Origin of the sequence: Candidatus Rhabdochlamydia oedothoracis (genome assembly GCF_019453995.1) — a bacterium.
Taxonomy (GTDB): domain Bacteria; phylum Chlamydiota; class Chlamydiia; order Chlamydiales; family Rhabdochlamydiaceae; genus Rhabdochlamydia; species Rhabdochlamydia oedothoracis.
Window position 1 is genome coordinate 282185 of record NZ_CP075587.1, and the last position, 24719, is coordinate 306903.

The following is a 24719-nucleotide window of genomic DNA, read 5'->3' on the forward strand; positions in this document are numbered from 1 at the left end:
GGAAAAGTGCATGAGGAAGCAAAAAAGCTTTTTTCACAAGAATTACAAAAACTAGAAAAAGAACTCGCTCAAACAGATCAACTGCTTTATCTAGATGGGGTTCATCCTCAACACAATTCCAAACCCTCATTGCTAACGAACACAGGACGTAAACGTATTAATATCAATGGAGCCTTAGATGTAAAGCGCTTAGAAGTTACAACTCTTTCTTCCGACTCTATCAATGCGCAATCTACTCTTGATTTGTTTAAAAAATGGGAAGAAAAGTATCCTTTTGCACAAAGAATCGTGGTTATATGCGATAATGCTGCCTACTACAGGTCAAAAATCGTTGCAAATTACCTAAAAATATCCAGAGTAGAAATCAAATTCTTGCCTCCTTATTCTCCCGATCTCAATCTGATTGAACGCCTTTGGCGATTCATGAATAAAAAAGTTCGCAATAATCGATATTATGAAAAATTCTTAGATTTCAAGACGGCAATTTATGCCTTTTTTGAAAACATTCGTAAATATCGGGAGGAACTGCAGCCTCTTTTATCTAGGAAATTTTGCTTAGTTAAATCTTAATTTAAAAACAAACGAGTATACCATGAATATGAGTTCTATCTTACAATAGAAGATATTGAACATACTCGAACAAAGGCAAGGCATCCTCAAACCAATTTTGATCTTAAAGACACATGTTTATAAAGGAAAACAATGTGTTTCTTCAGTGGCTTTCCTACATACTGTTTTGGAATTAGGATGTTGATTTTTAGGTCCTCGTTGAGGAAGCTCAACCCAACTAAAATTATCCCTATTAAAATATGGCGGAGTACTTTAGCTCTTTCTTTTCTTCAAGTAGAAGGATTTCTTTATTTCTGGGATTTACAGGTATTCTTTCTGAGATTGACGAGTGCATAAAACATCTCTTGTGTGTCAAGTACATGCTTTTCCTAAAATACTAGTCAGGGTTTCGATCGCCTACTTTAACCCCGGGTATCTAAATTCTAGTTAGCAATAAGGTTCTCTCCCTTTTAGTTCTTTTAAACACTTAGAGTTGTTAAGTTTTTTCATCCGCACCTTGATTTTTTGGAGGATCTTGGTAGTATAACTAGATTTAAAAACTAAAGATTTTTGTTTCTCCAACTCCTCTTGTTCAAAAGAAATGTATGTTAATAATAAAAAAAAGATAAGTCAACAAGAAGTTTTTTTATTTCGGATAATTATTTTGAAATATCTGAATGTCAAAAACTTCCAAACTCATTTTATATTGTAAATTCATTTTTTTTAATAAGGGTTTTTCTAGGAAATATAGAAGAGTTTATTATGTTAAAATTTAAGCTATTATTTTTTTAACCTTATTAGGTTATTTGAATAAAAACTAAAGAGTTTTAAAGCCTACATTCCTAGACCTACAGCGCAATTTTTTTGAATTAGTCCATATATTTGAGCCGCTGTTTTCCCAAATAATAAAATGATTTTTTCCCGAAGCTCGTTGAGATTAGTAATAACTTCTCGAATATTATATAGTAGTGCCAATTCAAACGGCTAGCTTAATGGGGTTCAAGTCAACGACTTGAAACTTGTCGTTAATCCTAATGATATTTTTTGTGGGGTTTTGTACTTAGTCTTTTCAAGTTTGAAGTGCACAGAAGAATTAAAAAAAGAATAGGCAGGCGATGAAAGAATCTCTATTGTGATTTTTAACAATCAAACACAAGGAGAGACCTTGCCTAAAGGCTACCATCACCTAACCTATGACCAAAGATGTCAGATTTATATTTTAAAAGCTAGAGGAGATACATCTAGCTCAATAGCAAACATTCTAAAAGTTCATCATAGCACTATTAGTAGGGAACTTAAGAGAAATAAAGGGCAACGAGGATACCGTCATCAGCAAGCTCAAGAAAAAGCATTTCTTAGAAAAAATTCTCAGCCCAATAAAAAAATGACTCCTCAAATAGTTACCCGTATTGAAGAAAAAATCAAGTTGCAATGGAGCCCTATACAAATATCCGGATGGCTTAAAAGACATGGTAAAGAACATGTTAGTCATGAGACCATCTATAATCATATCTGGAAAGATAAACGACAGGGAGGACAGCTTTATAGAGAGCTCCGTCATCGAGGGAAAAAATATAACAAGCAGAGAAAGGGAGCTTCTGGAAGAGGGAACATGCCTGGTCGTATAGATATTAAGCAACGGCCTTGTATTGTAGAAAAAAAGACTCGTTTAGGAGACTGGGAACTAGATACAGTCATAGGGGCAGGACATAAAGGCGTAATTGTATCAATGGTAGAAAGAACTTCCAAGCTAACTAAGCTCGCCAAAGTTTCTCATAAAACTGCAGAGGAAGTAAGTCAAGCGTTAATTGAACAACTTAAACCTATCAAAGATTTTGTACACACATTAACAGCAGACAACGGAAAAGAATTTGCCTATCACCAAATGGTTAGTTTCGAGCTAGAGACAGACTTCTACTTTGCAACGCCCTACCATTCTTGGGAAAGAGGCTTAAATGAGCATACAAACGGACTAGTTAGGCAATATTTTCCTAAAACACAAAGCTTTTTAGATACGACTTCCAAGGATATAGAAAGGGTGGAAACTTTACTAAATAACAGACCTAGAAAGGCTCTCAACTTCGAAACTCCACTAGAAGTGTTTACGAGATTATCTACAAACATGCTATGCTCGGGTGCACAATAGATGTTTTTTCAAGTATTTATATGTTCTTTTTTGTGCACTTCAAGGTTGAAAGGGCCGTTATTCCCAAAAGATGGGTTGTAGAGCGTTCTTTTGCGTGGATAGAAAAATGTCGCAGGATACAAGCCTGAATATGGTGGTTCTTGCTTTTATTGCGCTACTTTTGAAAAGATTTTAAACAGGCTCTTAGAATTTTTATCATCTTTTTTATTCCAAAGAGGGAAATAATAATAACATAATTCCCATTTAGGATATTCTATGGGTAACATACGCCACTGGCAACCACTTTTTAAAATGTACAAAATTCCACAAAAAATATCATATAGATGAACTCTTCGTGGACGTGTTTTTTTGCGTGTAGACTCAAGTATTAGATGGATTTTGCTAAATTATTTACGAGAAATATCGCTTGGATAAGAGCGGGTCATAACTACCTCCAAAGGTTTTATGAAAACTATCATTATACCTTAATGAAAAGATTTTAAACAGGCTCTTAGAAGAGATACCGAAAATAACAGATATTTTGAAATGTAGGATTAACGACAAGTTTCAAGTCGTTGACTTAAATCCCATTAAGCTAACCGTTTGAATTGGCACTACTATATAGTGGTTCCGATTCAATCGTATAGAAAAATATTTTGTTTTGTGTTAAGCTATTGAGTATGAAAAAACTGATCCCTAGCCAGAGAGCTGACTTAGAACACAAGTTAAAGCATCCAAAAGACTATTCTGAACGGAATAGGCTTTGTGTAATTTTGGGCTATGATGAGGGTATCTCAACAAAAAATCTTGCTAAAACACTCCGGATAAGCCCTATCACTGTTCAGAAATACCTCAGAGAATATGATTCCGAAAATAAAACTGGAAGTAGCCCTCGAGGCGGTAGCAAATCAAAACTTTCACAAGACCAAAAAGAGTCTCTACTAAAACACCTACATGAAAAGACCTATCTTAAAGTCAAAGGGATCATAGCTTATGTGCATGAGCAATATGGGATAAAATATTCCCGAAGTGGCATGACAGATTGGCTCATACAGCACGGATTTGTTTATAAACGTCCTAAAAAGATTCCTGGGAAATTAGATCCTGAAAAACAACGAATTTTCATAGAACAATATAGGGCTTTAAAGGAGACCTTAAACCCTGATGAAGAGATCTATTTCATAGATGCTGTGCATCCTGAACATCAGTCCCAAGCCGTATGTGGATGGATCAAAAAAGGCGTTCAAAAGACTTTGCAGACATCCGGGAAACAATTGCGATTGCATTTTGCTGGAGCTCTTTGCCTGACAGGAATGAAGATTTTTACAGAGGAATATAAGACAGTTGATGCCGATGCAATGCTCGATTTTTTCAAGAAGCTAGAAAAACAGACAGAGGCTCGAATTATTCATGTAATTTTGGATAATGCAAGATCAAACAAAAATAAGAAACTAGAAGAGTTTCTGATGTCTTCTAGGATTAAAGTGCACTATCTCCCTCCTTATTCGCCGAATTTGAATCCTATTGAACGCTTGTGGAAGATCTTAAAGGAAAAGAAGGTATACAATCGATATTACGAAACGTCGGTGACTTTTTTTCAGGCAATTAGAGGATTCTTCTTAGAAGAGATACCGAAAATAACAGATATTTTGAAATGTAGGATAAACGACAAGTTTCAAGTCGTTGACTTAAATCCCATTAAGCTAGCCGTTTGAATCGGCACTAGTATATAGTGGTTCCGATTCAATCGTATAGAAAAATATTTTGTTTTGTGTTAAGCTATTGAGTATGAAAAAACTGATCCCTAGCCAGAGAGCTGACTTAGAACACAAGTTAAAGCATCCAAAAGACTATTCTGAACGGAATAGGCTTTGTGTAATTTTGGGCTATGATGAGGGTATCTCAACAAAAAATCTTGCTAAAACACTCCGGATAAGCCCTATCACTGTTCAGAAATACCTCAGAGAATATGATTCCGAAAATAAAACTGGAAGTAGCCCTCGAGGCGGTAGCAAATCAAAACTTTCACAAGACCAAAAAGAGTCTCTACTAAAACACCTACATGAAAAGACCTATCTTAAAGTCAAAGGGATCATAGCTTATGTGCATGAGCAATATGGGATAAAATATTCCCGAAGTGGCATGACAGATTGGCTCATACAGCACGGATTTGTTTATAAACGTCCTAAAAAGATTCCTGGGAAATTAGCTCCTGAAAAACAACGAATTTTCATAGAACAATATAGGGCTTTAAAGGAGACCTTAAACCCTGATGAAGAGATCTATTTCATAGATGCTGTGCATCCTGAACATCAGTCCCAAGCCGTATGTGGATGGATCAAAAAAGGCGTTCAAAAGACTTTGCAGACATCCGGGAAACAATTGCGATTGCATTTTGCTGGAGCTCTTTGCCTGACAGGAATGAAGATTTTTACAGAGGAATATAAGACAGTTGATGCCGATGCAATGCTCGATTTTTTCAAGAAGCTAGAAAAACAGACAGAGGCTCGAATTATTCATGTAATTTTGGATAATGCAAGATCAAACAAAAATAAGAAACTAGAAGAGTTTCTGATGTCTTCTAGGATTAAAGTGCACTATCTCCCTCCTTATTCGCCGAATTTGAATCCTATTGAACGCTTGTGGAAGATCTTAAAGGAAAAGAAGGTATACAATCGATATTACGAAACGTCGGTGACTTTTTTTCAGGCAATTAGAGGATTCTTCTTAGAAGAGATACCGAAAATAACAGATATTTTGAAATGTAGGATAAACGACAAGTTTCAAGTCGTTGACTTAAATCCCATTAAGCTAGCCGTTTGAATCGGCACTAGTATATACTCGTTTACATTCAAATTAAGAGGTTGAATATATAAATGTTTTTATAAAAAGAATAACCTCTTCTTGCAAGATAGAGCAGCTTTTTCAAAAAAAACCAGTTATGTAATTCTTAATTTGAAATCAAACTAGTATAGTTCATTTTCTCTACTTTTTTAGGAATAACTGGGAAAATAGCAAAGTCCCATTATTTGGCCTTAAAAAACTTTATCTCTAAAGTAGAAGTTTTTATAAACCCTGGATAGGATTTAATAAACTAAATAAAGAAGCCTAAAGCATACGATGCAAAAATGATCAAATTTCTACGACTAAAATCTTAAGTCGAGCAATTTAGTGTTGAACTTCTCTACAGCTCTAGCTTCCTCTACAAAAAAACTATGTTTTTTATTTTCTGCTTCTATTCTTGGAAAGATATTTTTTTGAACTGTCCTTGAAAAACACATAAAAGTACTATTTAGATGAAAAGAACTAAATTTTCCACATAAATATATGCGTAACTTTGCACTTGCTAAACAGATCGTACAAACTCTTGTAAAAGCGGGATTTACCACCTATTTTGCAGGGGGATGGGTACGAGATTACTTGATGAACCACCCCTCTGATGATATAGATATCGCAACTCAGGCTCCAGTAGACGTCATTCAAAGACTTTTTCCTAAAACGATCCCAGTTGGACTAACTTTTGGCATTGTGATTGTAGTTGTTGAAGGACATCAATTTGAAGTAGCTACTTTTCGCAAAGAAAAAGATTATGTAGATGGAAGACGTCCTACTCATATCGAATCTGCCACCCCAGAACAAGACGCACTCCGTCGGGATTTTACTATTAACGGCTTGTTTTGGGACCCTCTTACAAAAACGTTATACGATTACGTAGAAGGCCAAAAAGATCTCAGATCAGGAATCATTCGCGCTATTGGAGATCCGCATGCTCGTTTTTTAGAAGATCGATTGCGTATGATACGAGCTGTGCGCTACTCTACTCGCTTTAATTTCTCTATTGAGGTAGAAACTTATCAAGCCATTCTCACTCATGCAAAGAGCTTATTTCCTTCTGTTGCTATTGAACGTGTATGGCAAGAGTTTCATAAAATGGCGCAATTTGGCAAATTAGATACCAGTTTTTTAGAACTATATAGACTGGGTTTATTAACGACCATTTTTCCGGAATTTCAGGGTCTCAACATACAAGAGCTAGAAAAAAAAGTAGAACCCTTTAAAAGATTTTCTAAAAAAACCCCTGTCATTGCTTATGTATTAGAGCTATTTCCCGATCGATCTTTAGAAGAGCTCCTATCTATTTGCGAATATCTCAAATTATCTCGCATAGAAAAAAATTTCACTCTGTTTTTTCACCATGCAAAAAAACTGTTATCTATGCCTAAAGACTGGCTTGATAAATTAGAGCTTGTTGAATGGGCGCATTTTTACGCAGATCCTCAATCCTACGTTTGTCTGCAGATTTTTGGAAATGGTTTACCCAGTAAAGACAGAAACGAGTTTTTCGACTTTCATCAGAAGAAACAACACCTATTGAAAAAAGCTATTGAAAGAATCCAAAAAAAACAACCCCTTGTTACCTCCAGCTCTCTTAAAGCAGCAGGGATAGTCCCGGGTAAGCAGATGGGTCTTTTACTACAAGAGGCTGAAAATATTTCTATTAACCAAGAAATTGAAGATCCTCAAGAGATTATTTCGCAGCTGAAAAAAATGCCCATTTGGAATCATTCATGAATCTTTTTTATCTTCTTATCGCCTTTTTGCTCTTTGTTAATCAAGAATTAACATCTACTCCATTCTTTGCACTCAAAAATCTTATACTTTCTTTAGAGCCTGTTTAAAATCTTTTCAAAAGTAGAGCAATAAAAGCAAGAACCAGCATATTCAGGCTTGTATGTAGTTTTCTTTCGCAATTTTTCCATAGCCTGCGACATTATTTCTATCCACGCAAAAGAACGCTCTACAACCCATCTTTTGGGAATAACTGTAAAAGTATGAAGTGTATTTCTTTTGGCTATTTCTAATATACATCCTAATATCTCCTGCACACTCTTTGCAAATTTTTCTCCAGAATATTCTCCAATGGTTTTTATGTAGTGAAAATGCTTCTATACACCCATTTCTGTCAGTAGTCTTTTCAAGTTTGAAGTGCACAGAAGAATTAAAAAAAGAATAGGCAGGCGATGAAAGAATCTCTATTGTGATTTTTAACAATCAAACACAAGGAGAGACCTTGCCTAAAGGCTACCATCACCTAACCTATGACCAAAGATGTCAGATTTATATTTTAAAAGCTAGAGGAGATACATCTAGCTCAATAGCAAACATTCTAAAAGTTCATCATAGCACTATTAGTAGGGAACTTAAGAGAAATAAAGGGCAACGAGGATACCGTCATCAGCAAGCTCAAGAAAAAGCATTTCTTAGAAAAAATTCTCAGCCCAATAAAAAAATGACTCCTCAAATAGTTACCCGTATTGAAGAAAAAATCAAGTTGCAATGGAGCCCTATACAAATATCCGGATGGCTTAAAAGACATGGTAAAGAACATGTTAGTCATGAGACCATCTATAATCATATCTGGAAAGATAAACGACAGGGAGGACAGCTTTATAGAGAGCTCCGTCATCGAGGGAAAAAATATAACAAGCAGAGAAAGGGAGCTTCTGGAAGAGGGAACATGCCTGGTCGTATAGATATTAAGCAACGGCCTTGTATTGTAGAAAAAAAGACTCGTTTAGGAGACTGGGAACTAGATACAGTCATAGGGGCAGGACATAAAGGCGTAATTGTATCAATGGTAGAAAGAACTTCCAAGCTAACTAAGCTCGCCAAAGTTTCTCATAAAACTGCAGAGGAAGTAAGTCAAGCGTTAATTGAACAACTTAAACCTATCAAAGATTTTGTACACACATTAACAGCAGACAACGGAAAAGAATTTGCCTATCACCAAATGGTTAGTTTCGAGCTAGAGACAGACTTCTACTTTGCAACGCCCTACCATTCTTGGGAAAGAGGCTTAAATGAGCATACAAACGGACTAGTTAGGCAATATTTTCCTAAAACACAAAGCTTTTTAGATACGACTTCCAAGGATATAGAAAGGGTGGAAACTTTACTAAATAACAGACCTAGAAAGGCTCTCAACTTCGAAACTCCACTAGAAGTGTTTACGAGATTATCTACAAACATGCTATGCTCGGGTGCACAATAGATGTTTTTTCAAGTATTTATATGTTCTTTTTTGTGCACTTCAAGGTTGAAAGGGCCGTTTTAATATATAAACATTTTTATACAAAAGATAACATCTCCTTGCAAGATAGAGCGGTTTTTTCAAAAAAACCTAGTTATGCAATTCTTAATTTGAAATCAAACTAGTATATAGTGGTTCCGATTCAATCGTATAGAAAAATATTTTGTTTTGTGTTAAGCTATTGAGTATGAAAAAACTGATCCCTAGCCAGAGAGCTGACTTAGAACACAAGTTAAAGCATCCAAAAGACTATTCTGAACGGAATAGGCTTTGTGTAATTTTGGGCTATGATGAGGGTATCTCAACAAAAAATCTTGCTAAAACACTCCGGATAAGCCCTATCACTGTTCAGAAATACCTCAGAGAATATGATTCCGAAAATAAAACTGGAAGTAGCCCTCGAGGCGGTAGCAAATCAAAACTTTCACAAGACCAAAAAGAGTCTCTACTAAAACACCTACAGGAAAAGACCTATCTTAAAGTCAAAGGGATCATAGCTTATGTGCATGAGCAATATGGGATAAAATATTCCCGAAGTGGCATGACAGATTGGCTCATACAGCACGGATTTGTTTATAAACGTCCTAAAAAGATTCCTGGGAAATTAGATCCTGAAAAACAACGAATTTTCATAGAACAATATAGGGCTTTAAAGGAGACCTTAAACCCTGATGAAGAGATCTATTTCATAGATGCTGTGCATCCTGAACATCAGTCCCAAGCCGTATGTGGATGGATCAAAAAAGGCGTTCAAAAGACTTTGCAGACATCCGGGAAACAATTGCGATTGCATTTTGCTGGAGCTCTTTGCCTGACAGGAATGAAGATTTTTACAGAGGAATATAAGACAGTTGATGCCGATGCAATGCTCGATTTTTTCAAGAAGCTAGAAAAACAGACAGAGGCTCGAATTATTCATGTAATTTTGGATACGGAATAGGCTTTGTGTAATTTTGGGCTATGATGAGGGTATCTCAACAAAAAATCTTGCTAAAACACTCCGGATAAGCCCTATCACTGTTCAGAAATACCTCAGAGAATATGATTCCGAAAATAAAACTGGAAGTAGCCCTCGAGGCGGTAGCAAATCAAAACTTTCACAAGACCAAAAAGAGTCTCTACTAAAACACCTACAGGAAAAGACCTATCTTAAAGTCAAAGGGATCATAGCTTATGTGCATGAGCAATATGGGATAAAATATTCCCGAAGTGGCATGACAGATTGGCTCATACAGCACGGATTTGTTTATAAACGTCCTAAAAAGATTCCTGGGAAATTAGCTCCTGAAAAACAACGAATTTTCATAGAACAATATAGGGCTTTAAAGGAGACATTAAACCCTGATGAAGAGATCTATTTCATAGATGCTGTGCATCCTGAACATCAGTCCCAAGCCGTATGTGGATGGATCAAAAAAGGCGTTCAAAAGACTTTGCAGACATCCGGGAAACAATTGCGATTGCATTTTGCTGGAGCTCTTTGCCTGACAGGAATGAAGATTGTTACAGAGGAATATAAGACAGTTGATGCCGATGCAATGCTCGATTTTTTCAAGAAGCTAGAAAAACAGACAGAGGCTCGAATTATTCATGTAATTTTGGATAATGCAAGATCAAACAAAAATAAGAAACTAGAAGAGTTTCTGATGTCTTCTAGGATTAAAGTGCACTATCTCCCTCCTTATTCGCCGAATTTGAATCCTATTGAACGCTTGTGGAAGATCTTAAAGGAAAAGAAGGTATACAATCGATATTACGAAACGTCGGTGACTTTTTTTCAGGCAATTAGAGGATTCTTCTTAGAAGAGATACCGAAAATAACAGATATTTTGAAATGTAGGATAAACGACAAGTTTCAAGTCGTTGACTTAAATCCCATTAAGCTAGCCGTTTGAATCGGCACTAGTATATATAGTAGAAATAGCAAAAAGAAATGCACTTCATACTTTTACAGTCATTTCTAGAAGATGGATTGTAAAGCGTTCTTTTGCGTGGATAGAAAAATGTCGCAAGCTATGGAAAAATTGAGAAAGAAAACTACATACAAGCCTGAATATGGTGGTTCTCGCTTTTATTGATCTACTTTTGAAAAGATTTTAAACAGGCTCTTATAGATGCATTAGAAACACCTAATAGAGCGTCCCAAAAAAAAGTCAAAGATAAAAAGAGGATAAAAAATCGCAATAATAGAAAGAAGCATTTTTAATCCGGAAAAAAGAAAAAGCATACGATCAAAATAGTCGTAGATAAGAAAACGAAAAAAGTTGTCAGAATAAACTTTTGTAATGGCAAAAAACATGATGTTAGACTGTTTAAAGAGAGTAGGGTGCGGAGGACAAATCAACGTTGTGGTATGACCGACAGTGGTTATACAGGCATAAAAAAGATTCAAAAAAACTCAAGACTTCCAAAAAAATCCATTAATAAGAAGCCGTTAACAAAAGAAGAGAAAAAGCAGAATCAAGAGATTTCCTCTGAGCGAGTTGTTAATGAAAACGTGATTGGCAGTCTAAAAAGATGTAAAATTTTCAGTGGCAAATATAGGAACAGAAGAAAAAGGTTTGGTTTACGGTTCAATCTTATTGCTGGAATCTACAATTATGAAATTTTTATTTAACTAAGCAAGAGGTCTATTCCCCTTGTGTGCAATTAGAGAACTACCCAAAAAAGTATCATATTATTCAGGCTCTGCACATCTTTCATAACGTTCACTCAATAAAATGACAGGAATATCGGGCTGAAAATAGGTAGACCATAAGCTGAGATTTGAACTTGTACGAATGAGCAGATCACATTTTGAAAGTAGTAGGGAATCAACCAGAGCTTGTTTTCCCAATTTATAAGGAGGATGCCCAGAAAAGTGAACGCCTTCCGATCCAGTAGACCGATACACATTCCTTGCAATCACTTGAGAAGGAAACTCTCTTTCCATTGCTTCCACAAACTGTTTTTCATCACTTGCAACAAAAATTTGATAGGGTCTTTGAGAAGGAATTTGATCCTTTACCGCAGCAATCACAACACTATAGTCAATACGTGGCGCCTCAGAATGTTTATCAGTTCCTCGATAATGCACACCAATTGTATAGATTCCATGAAAATACGTTTCAACAAATTCGCAAACTTTTTTTTGAATATGGGGTTGAAGGTGAATATATTTTTTGACTAATGCTAGAGCTTCTTTGCGAGGTAAAGCACTTTTTGCACGAAATGCATCGCATCCCTCTTCCCAAGAGATGTGAAAGGGAGAAGCAGATTGCACACCAATAGAAATCGGTTCAAAAAAGTAGGCCCACCAATTCAGACCACGAGTCGGTTCGTAATAAAGACCATGTGGGCCAAAATCTACGACTAAACCTTGGTAATCAGGTAAATCACCCCTTTCGTAGAGATGGATCTGTCCTATAATTAAATTCGCAGCAGCAAACATCCCAATTGTTGGAAAATGCTCTGTATCAATTACACAAGACTTTGCTTGGATCTCTGAGATGTTGCAAAGGAAAAAGCATCTGCAAAAGAAAGACCAAAGATAAAGAGGAAAACGTACTTGAAAGGGAATGATCGCTTTACTTTTCTCTACCAAGCGTTTAAAAAAGAAAAACATTAGACCTCTTGCATAACCTGAATTTTAAAGATTCGAATTATAGATTCCTACTATAAGATATAAGTCTTAGAGCCTGTTTAAAATCTTCTCATTAAGGGGCCCTTTCAACCTTGAAGTGCACAAAAAAGAACATATAAATACTTGAAAAAACATCTATTGTGCACCCGAGCATAGCATGTTTGTAGATAATCTCGTAAACACTTCTAGTGGAGTTTCGAAGTTGAGAGCCTTTCTAGGTCTGTTATTTAGTAAAGTTTCCACCCTTTCTATATCCTTGGAAGTCGTATCTAAAAAGCTTTGTGTTTTAGGAAAATATTGCCTAACTAGTCCGTTTGTATGCTCATTTAAGCCTCTTTCCCAAGAATGGTAGGGCGTTGCAAAGTAGAAGTCTGTCTCTAGCTCGAAACTAACCATTTGGTGATAGGCAAATTCTTTTCCGTTGTCTGCTGTTAATGTGTGTACAAAATCTTTGATAGGTTTAAGTTGTTCAATTAACGCTTGACTTACTTCCTCTGCAGTTTTATGAGAAACTTTGGCGAGCTTAGTTAGCTTGGAAGTTCTTTCTACCATTGATACAATTACGCCTTTATGTCCTGCCCCTATGACTGTATCTAGTTCCCAGTCTCCTAAACGAGTCTTTTTTTCTACAATACAAGGCCGTTGCTTAATATCTATACGACCAGGCATGTTCCCTCTTCCAGAAGCTCCCTTTCTCTGCTTGTTATATTTTTTCCCTCGATGACGGAGCTCTCTATAAAGCTGTCCTCCCTGTCGTTTATCTTTCCAGATATGATTATAGATGGTCTCATGACTAACATGTTCTTTACCATGTCTTTTAAGCCATCCGGATATTTGTATAGGGCTCCATTGCAACTTGATTTTTTCTTCAATACGGGTAACTATTTGAGGAGTCATTTTTTTATTGGGCTGAGAATTTTTTCTAAGAAATGCTTTTTCTTGAGCTTGCTGATGACGGTATCCTCGTTGCCCTTTATTTCTCTTAAGTTCCCTACTAATAGTGCTATGATGAACTTTTAGAATGTTTGCTATTGAGCTAGATGTATCTCCTCTAGCTTTTAAAATATAAATCTGACATCTTTGGTCATAGGTTAGGTGATGGTAGCCTTTAGGCAAGGTCTCTCCTTGTGTTTGATTGTTAAAAATCACAATAGAGATTCTTTCATCGCCTGCCTATTCTTTTTTTAATTCTTCTGTGCACTTCAAACTTGAAAAGACTTGAATTTTTGTTTTAGATTCTTTAAATAATCGAAAGTCATGACGCTTACCATTAGTAAATGCAGTGCAAAATAACCTTCTGACTCTTTTTGTCTACTATCACTTGACTTTTTAACGTATGCCTTTCAATTATAGATAATCTTATGGGATCTTCCTCCAAACCTTTTTTTAAAAGATTCTGCTTCTTTTAAGATATCTACCATCTTTTCAAATGTGGCTCTTTTTACTCCTGTTAATCGACGAAACTCTTCGTTCTTAAAATCCTTTAAACAATCGTATTTCATGACAAATACTTTTTAAAAGTTTAATCATTTTATAGATTATCTACAAGTTATGCAAGAGATCTATTAATTCGACCAGAGGAGGAGCTATTTCATTTTTGCTATTTTCAATAGCGGTTTTCCCAGATATTTGAAATAGTTGTTTATAAAGATTTATACTTGTATTTATGTTATATTTTTTGTGATATTCCATCAAATAGGGTGAATAATCAGTTTTTTTATAACGCATAATTGTATGAGCAAGTTCTATAGGATTACCTATTGTAAACATTTGTAAGCAATTAGGAGCATATTTTGCTAATTCAAAAAAAGCTAAGTTTTGAGAAAAAATTGTATTGGAATTAGTTTCTAGAGATAGTGAAGCAATAGCTGAGCCCCCTTGATTCACTTCTAAATAGGGGAGTACATTAAAGTCACAGGCTAATAATGCTTTTAAAAAAGATTCGTCATTTAACATTCCGCAAAATTTTACTCTATCCTGAAAATCGTAATGCCTGATTAGGCTTATCAAGGAATGTACATATTCATTGATAGACTCACTATTTTTTATTGTATGGGGGTGCTGTCCTCCAAAAATAAGCACTTCATAATTAGAAGGTAAATAAGATAGAGCTTTTATAACTGTTTTATGTCCTTTGTATTTATTGAGAAACCCAAAGATACCTATATAGATCTTATCCTCATCAAGATTATGGGCTTGGCAAAAGCTCTTCTTTGTTACTGTTTTAGCTAAAGATTCAATATATTCTTGTGTATAAAAACATAAGGGATGATCAAAAATAGCATGATAATTATACTTAATAGCAATTAAGTTTCTATCTCTTTGAGTGTGAACAATAATGGGAATATTATTTTCTTTACATAGCTTAATGATCCGGTGATAAAGCGATGCATGATAGTTATTGGCTAGAACTTTTAAGTAATTAGAAAATAGTAATTTAATATTTCCTGAAAGAATGCATTTTCCTATAAAGGCAAGATTAGGTAATGTTTGGATTGCATCATAACGGTGCATGGTTATAACGATTCTTTTACAAGCTTTAGTAATTGCAATAAATCGCTTCCAGATCAATGCAGTACTGGAACCAAACAACCCCGCTTCAAATTGAATATTTACGTAGTCATAATTTTTGAGCTTTTCACACAGGATTTTTATATAAGCACTTGCGCCTTTAGGGTCTGCCTTTCTAAGAAGGTCTACGTTTAAAGAAATTACTGAAACATTAAAATGGTCGGAAAATGCTGCCACTAAAGCTTTTGTATAACTAGCATTTCCACATGTTTCATTATAGCTACTTATAATGCAAAGTTTTGATTTAGTATCTTCCATTTTAATAGCCTCTAATTGCATTTTTTTCATGCATTGATGTAAACCAGTCCAGGGTTTCTAATAGACCCTTTTCCATAGAATAAATAGGCTCATAGCCTAGAGTTTTTAAATAAGTTAGATCTATTTCGTAAAACTTTCTTCCATTAGGCATCGCAGCATCCCATATAACCTTATCTTGCATTTCAAAGTGGTTTGCTAATAAATCTACTACTTCTTTTATGGAAGCGCTTCTTCCAGAGGCTACGTTAATAGGCCCTGTATACCTATTCATGATTAAAATTAAAGCCCGTGCCATGTCTTTAGAATATAAGAAATCTCTCTCTGCTGAACCATCTCCCCAAATGGTTACTTGCTCATGGCTTTTTTTAGCTTCGTAAAACTTTCGTACTAATGAAGGAACTACATGGCCAAATTTGCTATCAAATTTATCATTTGGTCCAAAAAGATTTGTAGAGATAACATATGCAAAATCAAGCCCATAATTTTCTTGATAAGCTAACAAGTGCGCAAGCATTGTGCGTTTTGCATGACCATAGCTATTCTCGGATTGGTGAGGAGGTCCGTTCCAAATGTTGTTTTCTTTCAATGGAATCTCTGTTGGCTCTGGATAGGCAGCAATTGTTCCCATTGCAACAATTTTTCTCACACCAGAAAGTCTACTAGCTTCAATTACATGAGTGTTGAGCAAAACATTATCAAGAAAAATAGAGCCTTTTTTTTTCGCGTTCCCTCCAATACCGTAGACAGCCGCTGCTGTGTGAAAAACCACTTCAGGCTTAGTATTTTGGAAAAACAATTTTACTTCTTGGTAGTTTGTGAGATCGCATTGCTCTCTTGTTAAAGAGATAAGATTTGTATAACCCTGCTGATATAATTCTTCTATTAATGAGGTTCCTACAAGACCTTGCGCACCTGTTATTAATATTCTGCTATTTAACATGATTTACCTCTTCAAATGATATAATAGATCCTTTTTCGAGTCGGATGACCTTATTGCAAAATTCTTTAATCATTTGATGATCATGTGTAGAAAGCACTACGATATCTGTTTGGTGGATTAGGCTTGTAATGCGAGCTTTAGCTTTTTCTATGAATCGGGAATCTCCAACACTCACTACTTCGTCTATTAATAGAATGTCAGAACGAATGCTTGTGATAATACCAAAAGCTAAACGCACTAGCATTCCAGAAGAGTAGCTTTTAAGAGGTATATTTAAAAATTCTCCCAACTCTGAAAATTCTTCAATACTTGGTATGATATGTTCTATTTCTTGTTTAGAAAGACCTAGGAGAAGTCCGCGGATTATAATATTTTCATAGCCAGTAAGTCCTTGATCTATTCCTGTCATGATGTCAAAAAGACAGTTAGCCCTGCCCAAAATCCTTAGATGACCTTCTGTAGGTTCATAAATTTGTGCTAAAACTTTTAAGAGGGTTGTTTTCCCTGCTCCATTATGTCCGACTAAACCCAGACGATCTCCTGCTTTTAACTTTAAATCTATATTCTTTAATGCTTCGATTTTTACAATCCTTTCATTTTTATTAAGCCGTCCTCCTGTTGCTAAATTAATTATACTATTTTTTAAAGAACGAGAATTTGTTCCATAAACAGGATAGGTCAATGCTACTTTTTCTAATTCGATAGTAGTCATATTTAATCAACCCAAAATGATATACGAGATTTTACGCGTCCAAAAAGGTTTAGGCTAAATAATATACCAATGAGAGCTATGCTCACATTGATTAGCCAAACATGAACAGTGGAATTTATGCCTAAAAGAGGTTGGCGTATAAGCTCAATGAAATAAACAAACGGATTAAACTTTACTATGGAAGAATCTTGCCCTAGTAATTTAGGCATCCATGTAATAGGAGTAATAAAAAAAAGAATCTGTATACAACTATTAATGATTTGCGTCATATCTCGATAACGCGTACTGATTAAAGCTACGAGCAAGCATATCCAATACAGATTGATAGTTAGTAGGAGCATCCCAGGAATCACCCATAAAATATTCCATCCAGGGTTGATTTTAAAAAACCACATAACCAGACAATAAACGATTAAATTATGAGCTAAAATAATCAGATTTCTGCTTAAAAATTTCAAAACATATAAACTATATGGCAATTGCATTTGTTTAATGTATCCGCTATTGGATCTAAACAGGTCTGTTGATTCATTAATACTACTAGAAATAAAAGACCACAGTAAAAAACCTGTCGTGAAGAAAGGAATATAATCGGCTAAGCTTTGATTCAGCAATTGACTAAAAATTTTTCCCATAGCAACGATGAAGATTAACATGCTGATGCTAATCCACCAGGGCCCGAGAACAGAGCGTCGATAGCGCTGTTTGACTTCTAATAATCCCAAGTGAAGCCAGATGCTATATTGAAGACTAGCTTTTTTCAAGTCCAACATGGCTATATCTAAATACTTCATTTGCACCGCTCTTAAAACTTACAAATGTTTTTAAAAAAAAATTTACCAATTAGGTTGAATAATGGCGTTATAAGCTCTTTTATCTATATAAATTAAGTTATAATTTAGTAAAAGTCAATAGAGAAAGAGAAAATGTGTAGAATATAGTGGTTCCGATTCAATCGCATAGAAAAATATAGGATTAACGACAAGTTTCAAGTCGTTGACTTGAATCTCATTAAGCTAGCCGTTTGAATTGGCACGACTATATACGATTGAATCGGAACCACTATATATTTATTGCTAGTCTGTGGATCAACAGGAGTCATGACGATTAGTTACTTGAGAAGCGGTTCTTTTTGTATAAAATTTTGTGCACAACCATGGTTTTTTTGAATATCCCGCCATTTTTTAATCATTTCTGCAGCAATGGGAGCAGCTTCTTTACCACCGGATTTGCTAAATGGTAAGTACACTATAACGACAAGTTCTGCTCTATCTCTCATCTTTTGATGTTTTGGAAGAAAAGAGATACCTGCGAACCAACTATGGTCTACTTTAAAAGCAGAGGTTTCTGCATCAATGGTAGATTTATAAAGAATCTCTGCTGTGCCTGTTTTCCCAATAAGTTGCCCTCCTTGCAGCTCTAAGTAGGTTTTTTTCCATTCAGGATGGCGATTAAGGCAGCGAATGATAGAGGGCCTAGCGCTGCCTTTTTCTCCATTAACCACTTTATACATTCCTTCAAGAAGCATGTTCCGTACTGGGTCTGGTAAAGGGATTTGTTGTTTGGCACATGTACTATTCATCCAAATATGCGGCTTTTGTTCTTCTTTTAAACAAGAGGTGAATAAAGGAAAATGAATACCAATCAGTTTTAAATGTTCTTGTAAGGGAAATTGTTGGATAGAAAAAGGATCGCTATATTCACGTAAACGTTCTTGTCCCGCTATTAATTGCACGATTTTTGGTTTAATAACATAGCCTTTATTGGCGATTGTAGAAAGCATAACGGCTGTTTGCAGAGGAGTTACTGTTAAAGAGTGTTGCCCAATTGCAAAGGCATACAATCCTGTGCGATTGAATGAAAGATCATTGGGTAGCTGCCCAGCAAATTCTCCTGTTAGCTCAATCCCTGTCTTCTCTCCAAATAGAAAATTTTTTGAGGTCTGAATCAGAGTTTCTGGGTCTTGAATATGTTCGCTTGCTAGTAGAGAAAAATAAATGTTACTTGAGCTTTCAATCGCTCTTAATAAATCTGTTTTTCCTATATTGGGGTTACTACTGCGTGCAAGCCTACCTTGTTTATATAGGCGATTAATAGGCAAACCTTCTTGTGTGTAACCTAAGATTTGTTCATTACTATTGGGATTGGCGTGCCACTGAATTTGATCGGTTAAAGTAAGCGGATTTAGATCCTTGTCTTGTTCTAAACGCTCCATTAAAGTTTGATAGGCAACGAGTAGTTTGAACACCGAGCCAAGTGGAGTTGCTTGACGGTATGCATAAGATTTCCCATACCCATATCCATTAGCAGGATAAAAAGCTGCGGCTAAGTGTTTTTCTAGCTGTTGTTTATTACTTGTCCTAAGGCCTCTATAGCGCCCTAGTAGAGGGCGATTGAGCTCATTAAAACTACGCATTGTTTTTAAAAATTCAGATTGCAGAGTAAGCGGTAAAGAAGAAAGGGTTTTTTTGAACTCCTCTCTACATTTCTGAATAAGGAGGTTCTTTTCTCCCTCTTTGGTTGCGCGCTCTAAGTAGGGAATTAAATGAGCTTCTGTTGTTTCTATAGATTCAAGAAGAATACTTTGGAAAATGAAAAAACGGTTTTTTTTCCAAAAGGTAGTAAAGAGATTTTTTTCTGCTAGGTCTAAGTATTCGGTATAAGGTTTTGCCCACTTTTTTTGACTCCTTTCCTCTTGTCTTTTTTGTTTCAGAAAACTAGCAAAGTGTTGTTCACGCCAAACAGAAAAATCTAATTCGTGAAACCATTGTTTAGCTTGCGGTAACAAAAAACGTTGAATTTGAGAAGAGAGCTGGTTCAGCGTGTAATAATCGGATACTTTCAGATGGCCAATTGCTTGTAATAATTCAGGAGAAAAAGCTTCTTCATTGACCAATAGGCGACATAAATCTAAAAGGAGAAGTTTATCATCATTATGTTTTATCTCTACTAAAAAAGAGTCTAATGTTGTTTTTAGTTGTTGTAGAAGAAGGGTTTTTTGGATTTTTATTTTCGCATCAAGTGGAAACCTAGAAGCTCTATGAGGAATTGTGTTATATAATGTTGCAAGTAGATGGGGATAACTTGTTTGTTGCGATAATTCTAGTAGCTGTTTAGTTGTTTTTTGAAGGGTACATGCTGCATGTAAACTATCAACTTGATTAAAACAATTTTTAATTTCGCTTTTGGAATCTAGAATTGCATTTAAATAGTGATCAAGGCACAGGTGTAACTTCTCTTGATAAAACCGACTGGTGAGAGGGTCTATTCTTTCTCTTTCAAGATCTTGACAACCGTCCCATATATCGGCGATTAAACTTTCATTTTCCAACCATTTTAAAACAGCAGATGATCCGCTAACAAAGTCATTGGGATCAAACCTAGGATAAGAAGCAAAAGCCAAAAGCTCTCCTGTGTTTGGTTCGATAGCTACGATTGCTCCCCCTTTAATCCACGGTTGTTGCAGTGTGATTTCCTCTACTGAATCGCGCTCTTTTTCATAAATTGTTAATAAGCTTTCTGCAAATTGTTGTAGTTCTTGAGAAATTGTTAGTATAATTCTTTGTCCTGGGGTAGCTTCTCTACCATTAGGAAGAGAGCGTAATAGATTTCCTTTAGTGTCAACTTCATAGGTTTTTTCTCCAATATAACCCCTTAGTTCGGCGTCATACACAGCTTCTATTCCTGTTTTCCCTATCAAATCGTTAATCGTATACGCTTTTTCTTGAAGGATTTGCAATCGTTCTCGAACCTGCAAAGGATTAGTAAATCCTTTAGGAAGAATGCAAATTTCATCCGATTCTCTTAAAAAGAGATACTCTTTTAAATATTTTAATTCTTCCGCTATGTTATAATATTCTTTTTGGTTAATTGCGCTCATATAACCAATGACATCGCAGGCGGTTTTCCCGTGGGGGTAAAACCTTTTTGATCTTTTTTCTGCATAGATCCCAGCCCAGTCTTTTTCTAAAAGTTTAAGTCGGTAGTACGCTTGCTCTGAAATGTTTTTTTTAATAACGAATGGCGTATGTGGAAAAAGAGAAGCTTTGCCATGGATAATATCTTCAATTTGCAAGGCATCCATTTGCAGCTCTTTTGCCAAAAGTAAAGAAAGTTCTTTAATAAATAACAGACGTTTATATACACGAACTAGTTTACCTTCTTTGTTTTTCTCCCATTTAAGACGGGGAACTTGGCGAATATCGGCATAGCGAATAGAAGCGTCGTATTGGATTTTATTAGTTGCTAGGGGAATATTAAACCGATCTCGAATGGTAGCGCGTTCAACTCTTTCAATGACAAGTTTTTGTTTTGGTTTAAGCGCTTCTAGCTTTTTTTCCTCATGCTGAATAATAGCTAAGTACCAGACTCTAACGAAGATCAGAAATAAAGCTAAAATAATTATATTTAAAACGCGGTTTACTTTTTCCGGTATTGTATACATAAAATACTCTAGCTCTTGCTAGCTTGAATCATACTCAATCTTAAGACTTGTCGCAAAGAAAAGGATGCGTTTTTTTATGGTCTTCAACTTTTAGTTGAAAAAAAAAAGACTTCTGGGGAGAATTACAGTCGTAAACTTTAAGCGCCTGTAGTTCAATGGTAGAACAGTAGCCTTCCAAGCTACTTGTGTCAGTTCGATTCTGATCAGGCGCTTTCTTATTTTCAATTTAAATTTTAACCAAGACTGAAATTCTTTTAAAAGAATGCCGTCGTCACACAAGGGACAAAGCTTGGAACAGCAAGAACAATATAAAGAAGTTACTATTAAAACACTTCTAGAAAGTGGCGCTCATTTTGGGCACCAAAGACATCGTTGGAATCCGAAGATGAAGAGGTTTATCTTCGAAGAGAGAAATGGGATCTATATCATAGATCTTTCTAAAACACTGCAACAGATCCGCAATGCAATTCAAGTTGTCATGAATACGGTAAGCAAGCGCAAATCTATTTTGTTTGTAGGTACAAAAAAGCAAGCTAAAAACCTTATTCGTGAATGTGCAAAGCAGTGTGGAGAATTTTATGTTTGTGAGCGTTGGCTAGGCGGAACACTAACCAATTTAACAACTATCCGTCAATCTATTAAGAAACTAGAGCGCATTGAGAAGAAAATCGCGCTTAGTGCAGATGATCTGACCAAGAAAGAGCTTTCCTTATTAACAAAGGACCAGATTAAGCTGGATCGAAACTTCTCAGGAGTTCGCTCTATGAGAAAGCCTCCTGGATTATTAATCGTAGTAGATCCAAGTCGTGAGCATATTGCAGTAGCAGAGGCTAAAAAATTAGGCGTTCCGGTTATGGCCTTAGTGGATACAAACTGTAACCCAGATCCAATTGATTATATCATTGCTTGTAACGATGATGCTTTAAAGAGCATTAAACTCATTTTAGAAGCATTAACACAAGCTATTTTGCAACGCAAACAAGAATTAAAACTCACTACAGCTAAAGAAGATGTAGAAGAAGAAATTCCTTCTAAAGAAGAACAAGAAGGAGCTAAGTAATAACTATGAGTAAAATAGCTGCTGAATTAGTAAAACAATTGCGCGATCGTACAGGCGTAAGCATGAGCAAATGCAAGGAGGCGCTTGAGAGTGCCAATAGCGATATGGATAAAGCGATTGAATTCTTGCGTAAAGCAGGTATAGCTTCTGCTGTCAAGAAAGAAGGTCGCGATGCAAACGAGGGCTTAATTGAAGTTGATGAAGAAGAAAATGCGTTGGTTTTGGTTGAAGTAAATGCCGAAACGGATTTTGTTGCACAAAATGCCAAGTTTAAGCAATTCGTTCAAGAGTTAATACATCAAGCGATTCTAACAAAACCAGTTTCTGTAGCGGAGCTGATGCAGTTATCTTATGTGAAAGATCCTTCGCTTACTTTAGATCAATATAGATCTTTAATAGTGCAAAGCTTGGGGGAAAATATCCAAGTAAGGCGCCTATTAATTATACCCAAATCCTCAGATGTTTCTGTAGGATTCTATAGCCATATGAGAGGAAAGATTGTCTCCGTAGTTGTGCTTACAGGAGGAAAAGGGCACGAAATTTTAGCTCGTGATATTGCTATGCACGTAGCGGCGGAAGCTCCTGAATATTTATCTCCCGAAGAAGTTCCGGATAAAGTTAAAGCAAAAGAAAAAGAGATAGCGCGTAGTCAAGTGCAAAATAAACCTCCTCACATTATTGATAAAATTGTCGAAGGAAAATTGGAAGCATATTATATGGAAATGTGCTTAACTCGTCAAAAGTATGTTAAGGACAGCTCTATGACAATTGCTATGTTGCTCGATAAAGAGAGCAAAGAATTGAAGCACCCTATAGGGGTTCAATCATTTTATCGCTGGAAAGTAGGAAACTAAATGCATAGGCCCGCTTACAAAAGAGTTCTACTTAAATTATCAGGAGAAGCTCTGATGGGTGGGCAAACATTTGGTGTTGAACCGGCGGCATCTTCCCTGATTGCACAAATGATTAAACAAGCTTATGATCTCAAATTGCAATTGGGGATTGTAATTGGTGGAGGCAACATATTTCGAGGAGCCCAGGCTAAAGCTTTTAATTTTGAAAGAACTCCAGCTGACCACATTGGAATGTTATCCACTACAATCAATGGACTGGTTTTACAACAATCTTTAAAGAGCATTGGAATTGATACTCATGTTATGAGTGCTCTTAATACAGATGTTATCGTTGAAAAATATAACTGGAAACAAGCTTTGGCTTATTTAGAGAACAACATACCGGTAATTTTTGTTGGCGGAACAGGCAATCCTTATTTTACTACAGATTCTGCAGCTGCTTTGCGCGCTATTGAGATGAAGTCAGAGATTTTGCTTAAAGCAACAAAAGTTGATGGAATTTATGACTGCGATCCAAAAAAGAGCGCTAAAGCCAAAAAATTTAATCGATTAACCTATGCAGAAGTTTTGGTAAAAAACTTAAAAGTAATGGACTCTACAGCAATTGCGTTATGTGCTGAAAATAAAATTCCTATTTGCGTATTTGATTTATTTGACCCAACCGCCCTACTAAATATTGTGTGTGGCGAATCTTTAGGTACATTAGTAACAGGAGACAAGTCATGAGTATAGTTAAGCAGACTGAATCAAAAATGAAAACCTCATTAGAGCACTTCAAAGATGACTTAAAAAGTCTGCGTTCTAATCGTGCAAATCCTGCTATGCTAGATAGTGTTTTTGTGGAAGCCTATGGCTCAAAAATGCGCATCAAAGAGTTAGCTTCTATCACAACTTCAGAAAGCAGACAAATCTTGATTTCTCCTTTTGATCCACAGATTCTGCAATCGATTGCAAAAGCGATTGAAAAAGATCATTCCTTGAATTTAAGACCTGTCATAGAAGGAGAGCAGATTCGAATAAACATTCCTCCTATGGATGGATCAATGCGTGAAAAACTTGCTAAGCAGGTTGATACAAAAACCGAGGAACAGAAAATTACTATTCGTGGTTTTAGACAAAGCGGTAATGAATCTATTCGTAAGCAAAAAGTAGAAGGATTAATTACCGAAGATCAAATGAAAAAAGATGAGAAAGAAATACAAAAACTGACCGATACTTTCTGCAAAGATATCGAAAGCATTGCTAAAGCTAAAAAGCAAGAATTGATGACAGTTTAGTGTTGCAAGAAATAAATGCGGTTAGTAAAATGACTGCTTTTCTAGGGCCCCATCGTCTAGCCCGGTCTAGGACATCAGGTTTTCATCCTGGTAACAGGGGTTCGAATCCCCTTGGGGTCAACACGTTATTTGAGACTTTAGCTCAGTTGGTAGAGCATCTCACTTTTAATGAGAGGGTCGATGGTTCGAGTCCATCAAGTCTCAATTCCTTAACTA

20 protein-coding genes, 3 tRNA genes and 6 pseudogenes are annotated in these 24719 nt (G+C 35.9%); 18 read left to right on the top strand and 11 right to left on the bottom strand.

Annotated elements, in window-relative coordinates:
- Positions 1 to 6 precede the first annotated feature (6 nt).
- The 3 genes and pseudogenes from RHABOEDO_RS01445 to RHABOEDO_RS01455 form a co-directional block, all read left to right on the top strand.
- A complete protein-coding gene (locus tag RHABOEDO_RS01445) occupies positions 7 to 570 on the top strand; it encodes an IS630 family transposase (protein WP_220017687.1) in 564 nt (187 codons plus the stop codon).
- Positions 571 to 1681: 1111 nt separating this feature from the next.
- Positions 1682 to 2695 carry an IS30 family transposase gene (locus RHABOEDO_RS01450; protein ID WP_215216525.1) on the top strand — a complete coding sequence of 338 codons (1014 nt, stop codon included), beginning with the start codon at positions 1682 to 1684 and terminating at the stop codon, positions 2693 to 2695.
- A 56-nt stretch (positions 2696 to 2751) separates the two neighbouring features.
- Positions 2752 to 2870, top strand: a pseudogene (locus RHABOEDO_RS01455) (IS5/IS1182 family transposase); the annotation flags it as partial.
- Between the two features lie 60 nt (positions 2871 to 2930).
- Here the strand turns inward: RHABOEDO_RS01455 and RHABOEDO_RS11655 are convergent.
- Positions 2931 to 3072 (bottom strand): annotated as a pseudogene (locus RHABOEDO_RS11655) (transposase); the annotation flags it as partial.
- A 282-nt stretch (positions 3073 to 3354) separates the two neighbouring features.
- On the opposite strand from RHABOEDO_RS11655, the gene RHABOEDO_RS01465 reads away from it, so the two are divergent.
- The 3 genes from RHABOEDO_RS01465 (at position 3355) to RHABOEDO_RS01475 (ending at position 7246) form a co-directional block, all read left to right on the top strand.
- Positions 3355 to 4389: an IS630 family transposase gene (locus tag RHABOEDO_RS01465; RefSeq protein ID WP_220017482.1), complete on the top strand. Its 1035-nt coding sequence runs from the start codon at positions 3355 to 3357 to the stop codon at positions 4387 to 4389.
- Between the two features lie 73 nt (positions 4390 to 4462).
- The gene (locus tag RHABOEDO_RS01470; RefSeq protein ID WP_220017632.1) at positions 4463 to 5497 is read left to right on the top strand and encodes an IS630 family transposase; all 1035 of its coding nucleotides are present in this window, start codon (positions 4463 to 4465) and stop codon (positions 5495 to 5497) included.
- 504 nt (positions 5498 to 6001) lie between these two features.
- Positions 6002 to 7246 (top strand): CCA tRNA nucleotidyltransferase, encoded by a 1245-nt coding sequence (locus RHABOEDO_RS01475; protein WP_215217758.1) that lies wholly within the window; start codon positions 6002 to 6004, stop codon positions 7244 to 7246.
- A 103-nt stretch (positions 7247 to 7349) separates the two neighbouring features.
- On the opposite strand, the pseudogene RHABOEDO_RS01480 reads toward RHABOEDO_RS01475, so the two are convergent.
- Positions 7350 to 7587: pseudogene (locus RHABOEDO_RS01480) on the bottom strand (transposase); the annotation flags it as partial.
- Between the two features lie 125 nt (positions 7588 to 7712).
- On the opposite strand from RHABOEDO_RS01480, the gene RHABOEDO_RS01485 reads away from it, so the two are divergent.
- The 5 genes and pseudogenes from RHABOEDO_RS01485 to RHABOEDO_RS01500 form a co-directional block, all read left to right on the top strand.
- Positions 7713 to 8726 (top strand): IS30 family transposase, encoded by a 1014-nt coding sequence (locus tag RHABOEDO_RS01485; RefSeq protein WP_215216525.1) that lies wholly within the window; start codon positions 7713 to 7715, stop codon positions 8724 to 8726.
- Positions 8727 to 8952: 226 nt separating this feature from the next.
- Complete coding sequence (locus RHABOEDO_RS01490) at positions 8953 to 9705, top strand: IS630 family transposase (RefSeq protein WP_220017689.1); 753 nt, start codon at positions 8953 to 8955, stop codon at positions 9703 to 9705.
- A 10-nt stretch (positions 9706 to 9715) separates the two neighbouring features.
- Positions 9716 to 10660, top strand: coding sequence for an IS630 family transposase (locus RHABOEDO_RS01495; RefSeq protein WP_281069558.1), 945 nt, complete (start codon positions 9716 to 9718; stop codon positions 10658 to 10660).
- 19 nt (positions 10661 to 10679) lie between these two features.
- Positions 10680 to 10865, top strand: a pseudogene (locus tag RHABOEDO_RS10655) (IS5/IS1182 family transposase); the annotation flags it as partial.
- Positions 10866 to 10971: 106 nt separating this feature from the next.
- Positions 10972 to 11382, top strand: a pseudogene (locus RHABOEDO_RS01500) (transposase family protein); the annotation flags it as partial.
- A 60-nt stretch (positions 11383 to 11442) separates the two neighbouring features.
- On the opposite strand, the gene RHABOEDO_RS01505 reads toward RHABOEDO_RS01500, so the two are convergent.
- The 9 genes and pseudogenes from RHABOEDO_RS01505 to RHABOEDO_RS01540 form a co-directional block, all read right to left on the bottom strand.
- Positions 11443 to 12369, bottom strand: coding sequence for a nodulation protein NodZ (locus RHABOEDO_RS01505; RefSeq protein WP_215217778.1), 927 nt, complete (start codon positions 12367 to 12369; stop codon positions 11443 to 11445).
- 153 nt (positions 12370 to 12522) lie between these two features.
- The gene (locus RHABOEDO_RS01510; protein WP_215216525.1) at positions 12523 to 13536 is read right to left on the bottom strand and encodes an IS30 family transposase; all 1014 of its coding nucleotides are present in this window, start codon (positions 13534 to 13536) and stop codon (positions 12523 to 12525) included.
- 72 nt (positions 13537 to 13608) lie between these two features.
- Positions 13609 to 13732, bottom strand: a pseudogene (locus RHABOEDO_RS11660) (IS5/IS1182 family transposase); the annotation flags it as partial.
- On the bottom strand, positions 13731 to 13889 hold the full coding sequence (locus RHABOEDO_RS11665) for a hypothetical protein (RefSeq protein WP_434062191.1): 159 nt from the start codon (positions 13887 to 13889) through the stop codon (positions 13731 to 13733). The pseudogene RHABOEDO_RS11660 and the gene RHABOEDO_RS11665, both read right to left, overlap by 2 nt.
- A 40-nt stretch (positions 13890 to 13929) precedes the next feature.
- Positions 13930 to 15237, bottom strand: coding sequence for a glycosyltransferase (locus tag RHABOEDO_RS01520; RefSeq protein WP_220017691.1), 1308 nt, complete (start codon positions 15235 to 15237; stop codon positions 13930 to 13932).
- Positions 15218 to 16156 carry an NAD-dependent epimerase/dehydratase family protein gene (locus RHABOEDO_RS01525; RefSeq protein WP_215216692.1) on the bottom strand — a complete coding sequence of 313 codons (939 nt, stop codon included), beginning with the start codon at positions 16154 to 16156 and terminating at the stop codon, positions 15218 to 15220. Before RHABOEDO_RS01525 ends, RHABOEDO_RS01520 begins: the two co-directional genes overlap by 20 nt.
- Positions 16146 to 16868: an ABC transporter ATP-binding protein gene (locus tag RHABOEDO_RS01530; RefSeq protein WP_215216691.1), complete on the bottom strand. Its 723-nt coding sequence runs from the start codon at positions 16866 to 16868 to the stop codon at positions 16146 to 16148. The genes RHABOEDO_RS01525 and RHABOEDO_RS01530 overlap by 11 nt, the downstream gene beginning before the upstream one ends.
- A 2-nt stretch (positions 16869 to 16870) precedes the next feature.
- On the bottom strand, positions 16871 to 17662 hold the full coding sequence (locus RHABOEDO_RS01535; protein ID WP_215216690.1) for an ABC transporter permease: 792 nt from the start codon (positions 17660 to 17662) through the stop codon (positions 16871 to 16873).
- Between the two features lie 317 nt (positions 17663 to 17979).
- A complete protein-coding gene (locus RHABOEDO_RS01540) occupies positions 17980 to 21312 on the bottom strand; it encodes a penicillin-binding transpeptidase domain-containing protein (protein ID WP_215216689.1) in 3333 nt (1110 codons plus the stop codon).
- Between the two features lie 141 nt (positions 21313 to 21453).
- Between RHABOEDO_RS01540 and RHABOEDO_RS01545 the strand changes: the two genes are divergently transcribed.
- The 7 genes from RHABOEDO_RS01545 to RHABOEDO_RS01575 all read left to right on the top strand — a co-directional run bounded on the left by RHABOEDO_RS01545 (position 21454) and on the right by RHABOEDO_RS01575 (position 24707).
- Positions 21454 to 21524: transfer RNA gene (locus RHABOEDO_RS01545), tRNA-Gly, on the top strand.
- Between the two features lie 77 nt (positions 21525 to 21601).
- Complete coding sequence (rpsB, locus tag RHABOEDO_RS01550) at positions 21602 to 22372, top strand: 30S ribosomal protein S2 (RefSeq protein WP_245397535.1); 771 nt, start codon at positions 21602 to 21604, stop codon at positions 22370 to 22372.
- A 5-nt stretch (positions 22373 to 22377) separates the two neighbouring features.
- Complete coding sequence (tsf, locus tag RHABOEDO_RS01555) at positions 22378 to 23226, top strand: translation elongation factor Ts (protein WP_215216687.1); 849 nt, start codon at positions 22378 to 22380, stop codon at positions 23224 to 23226.
- Positions 23227 to 23952 carry a UMP kinase gene (gene pyrH, locus RHABOEDO_RS01560; protein WP_215216686.1) on the top strand — a complete coding sequence of 242 codons (726 nt, stop codon included), beginning with the start codon at positions 23227 to 23229 and terminating at the stop codon, positions 23950 to 23952.
- 26 nt (positions 23953 to 23978) lie between these two features.
- On the top strand, positions 23979 to 24503 hold the full coding sequence (gene frr / locus RHABOEDO_RS01565) for a ribosome recycling factor (RefSeq protein ID WP_245397537.1): 525 nt from the start codon (positions 23979 to 23981) through the stop codon (positions 24501 to 24503).
- Positions 24504 to 24548: 45 nt separating this feature from the next.
- Positions 24549 to 24623 (top strand) — tRNA-Glu (locus tag RHABOEDO_RS01570).
- Between the two features lie 11 nt (positions 24624 to 24634).
- Positions 24635 to 24707, top strand: a tRNA-Lys gene (locus RHABOEDO_RS01575).
- Positions 24708 to 24719 lie beyond the last annotated feature (12 nt).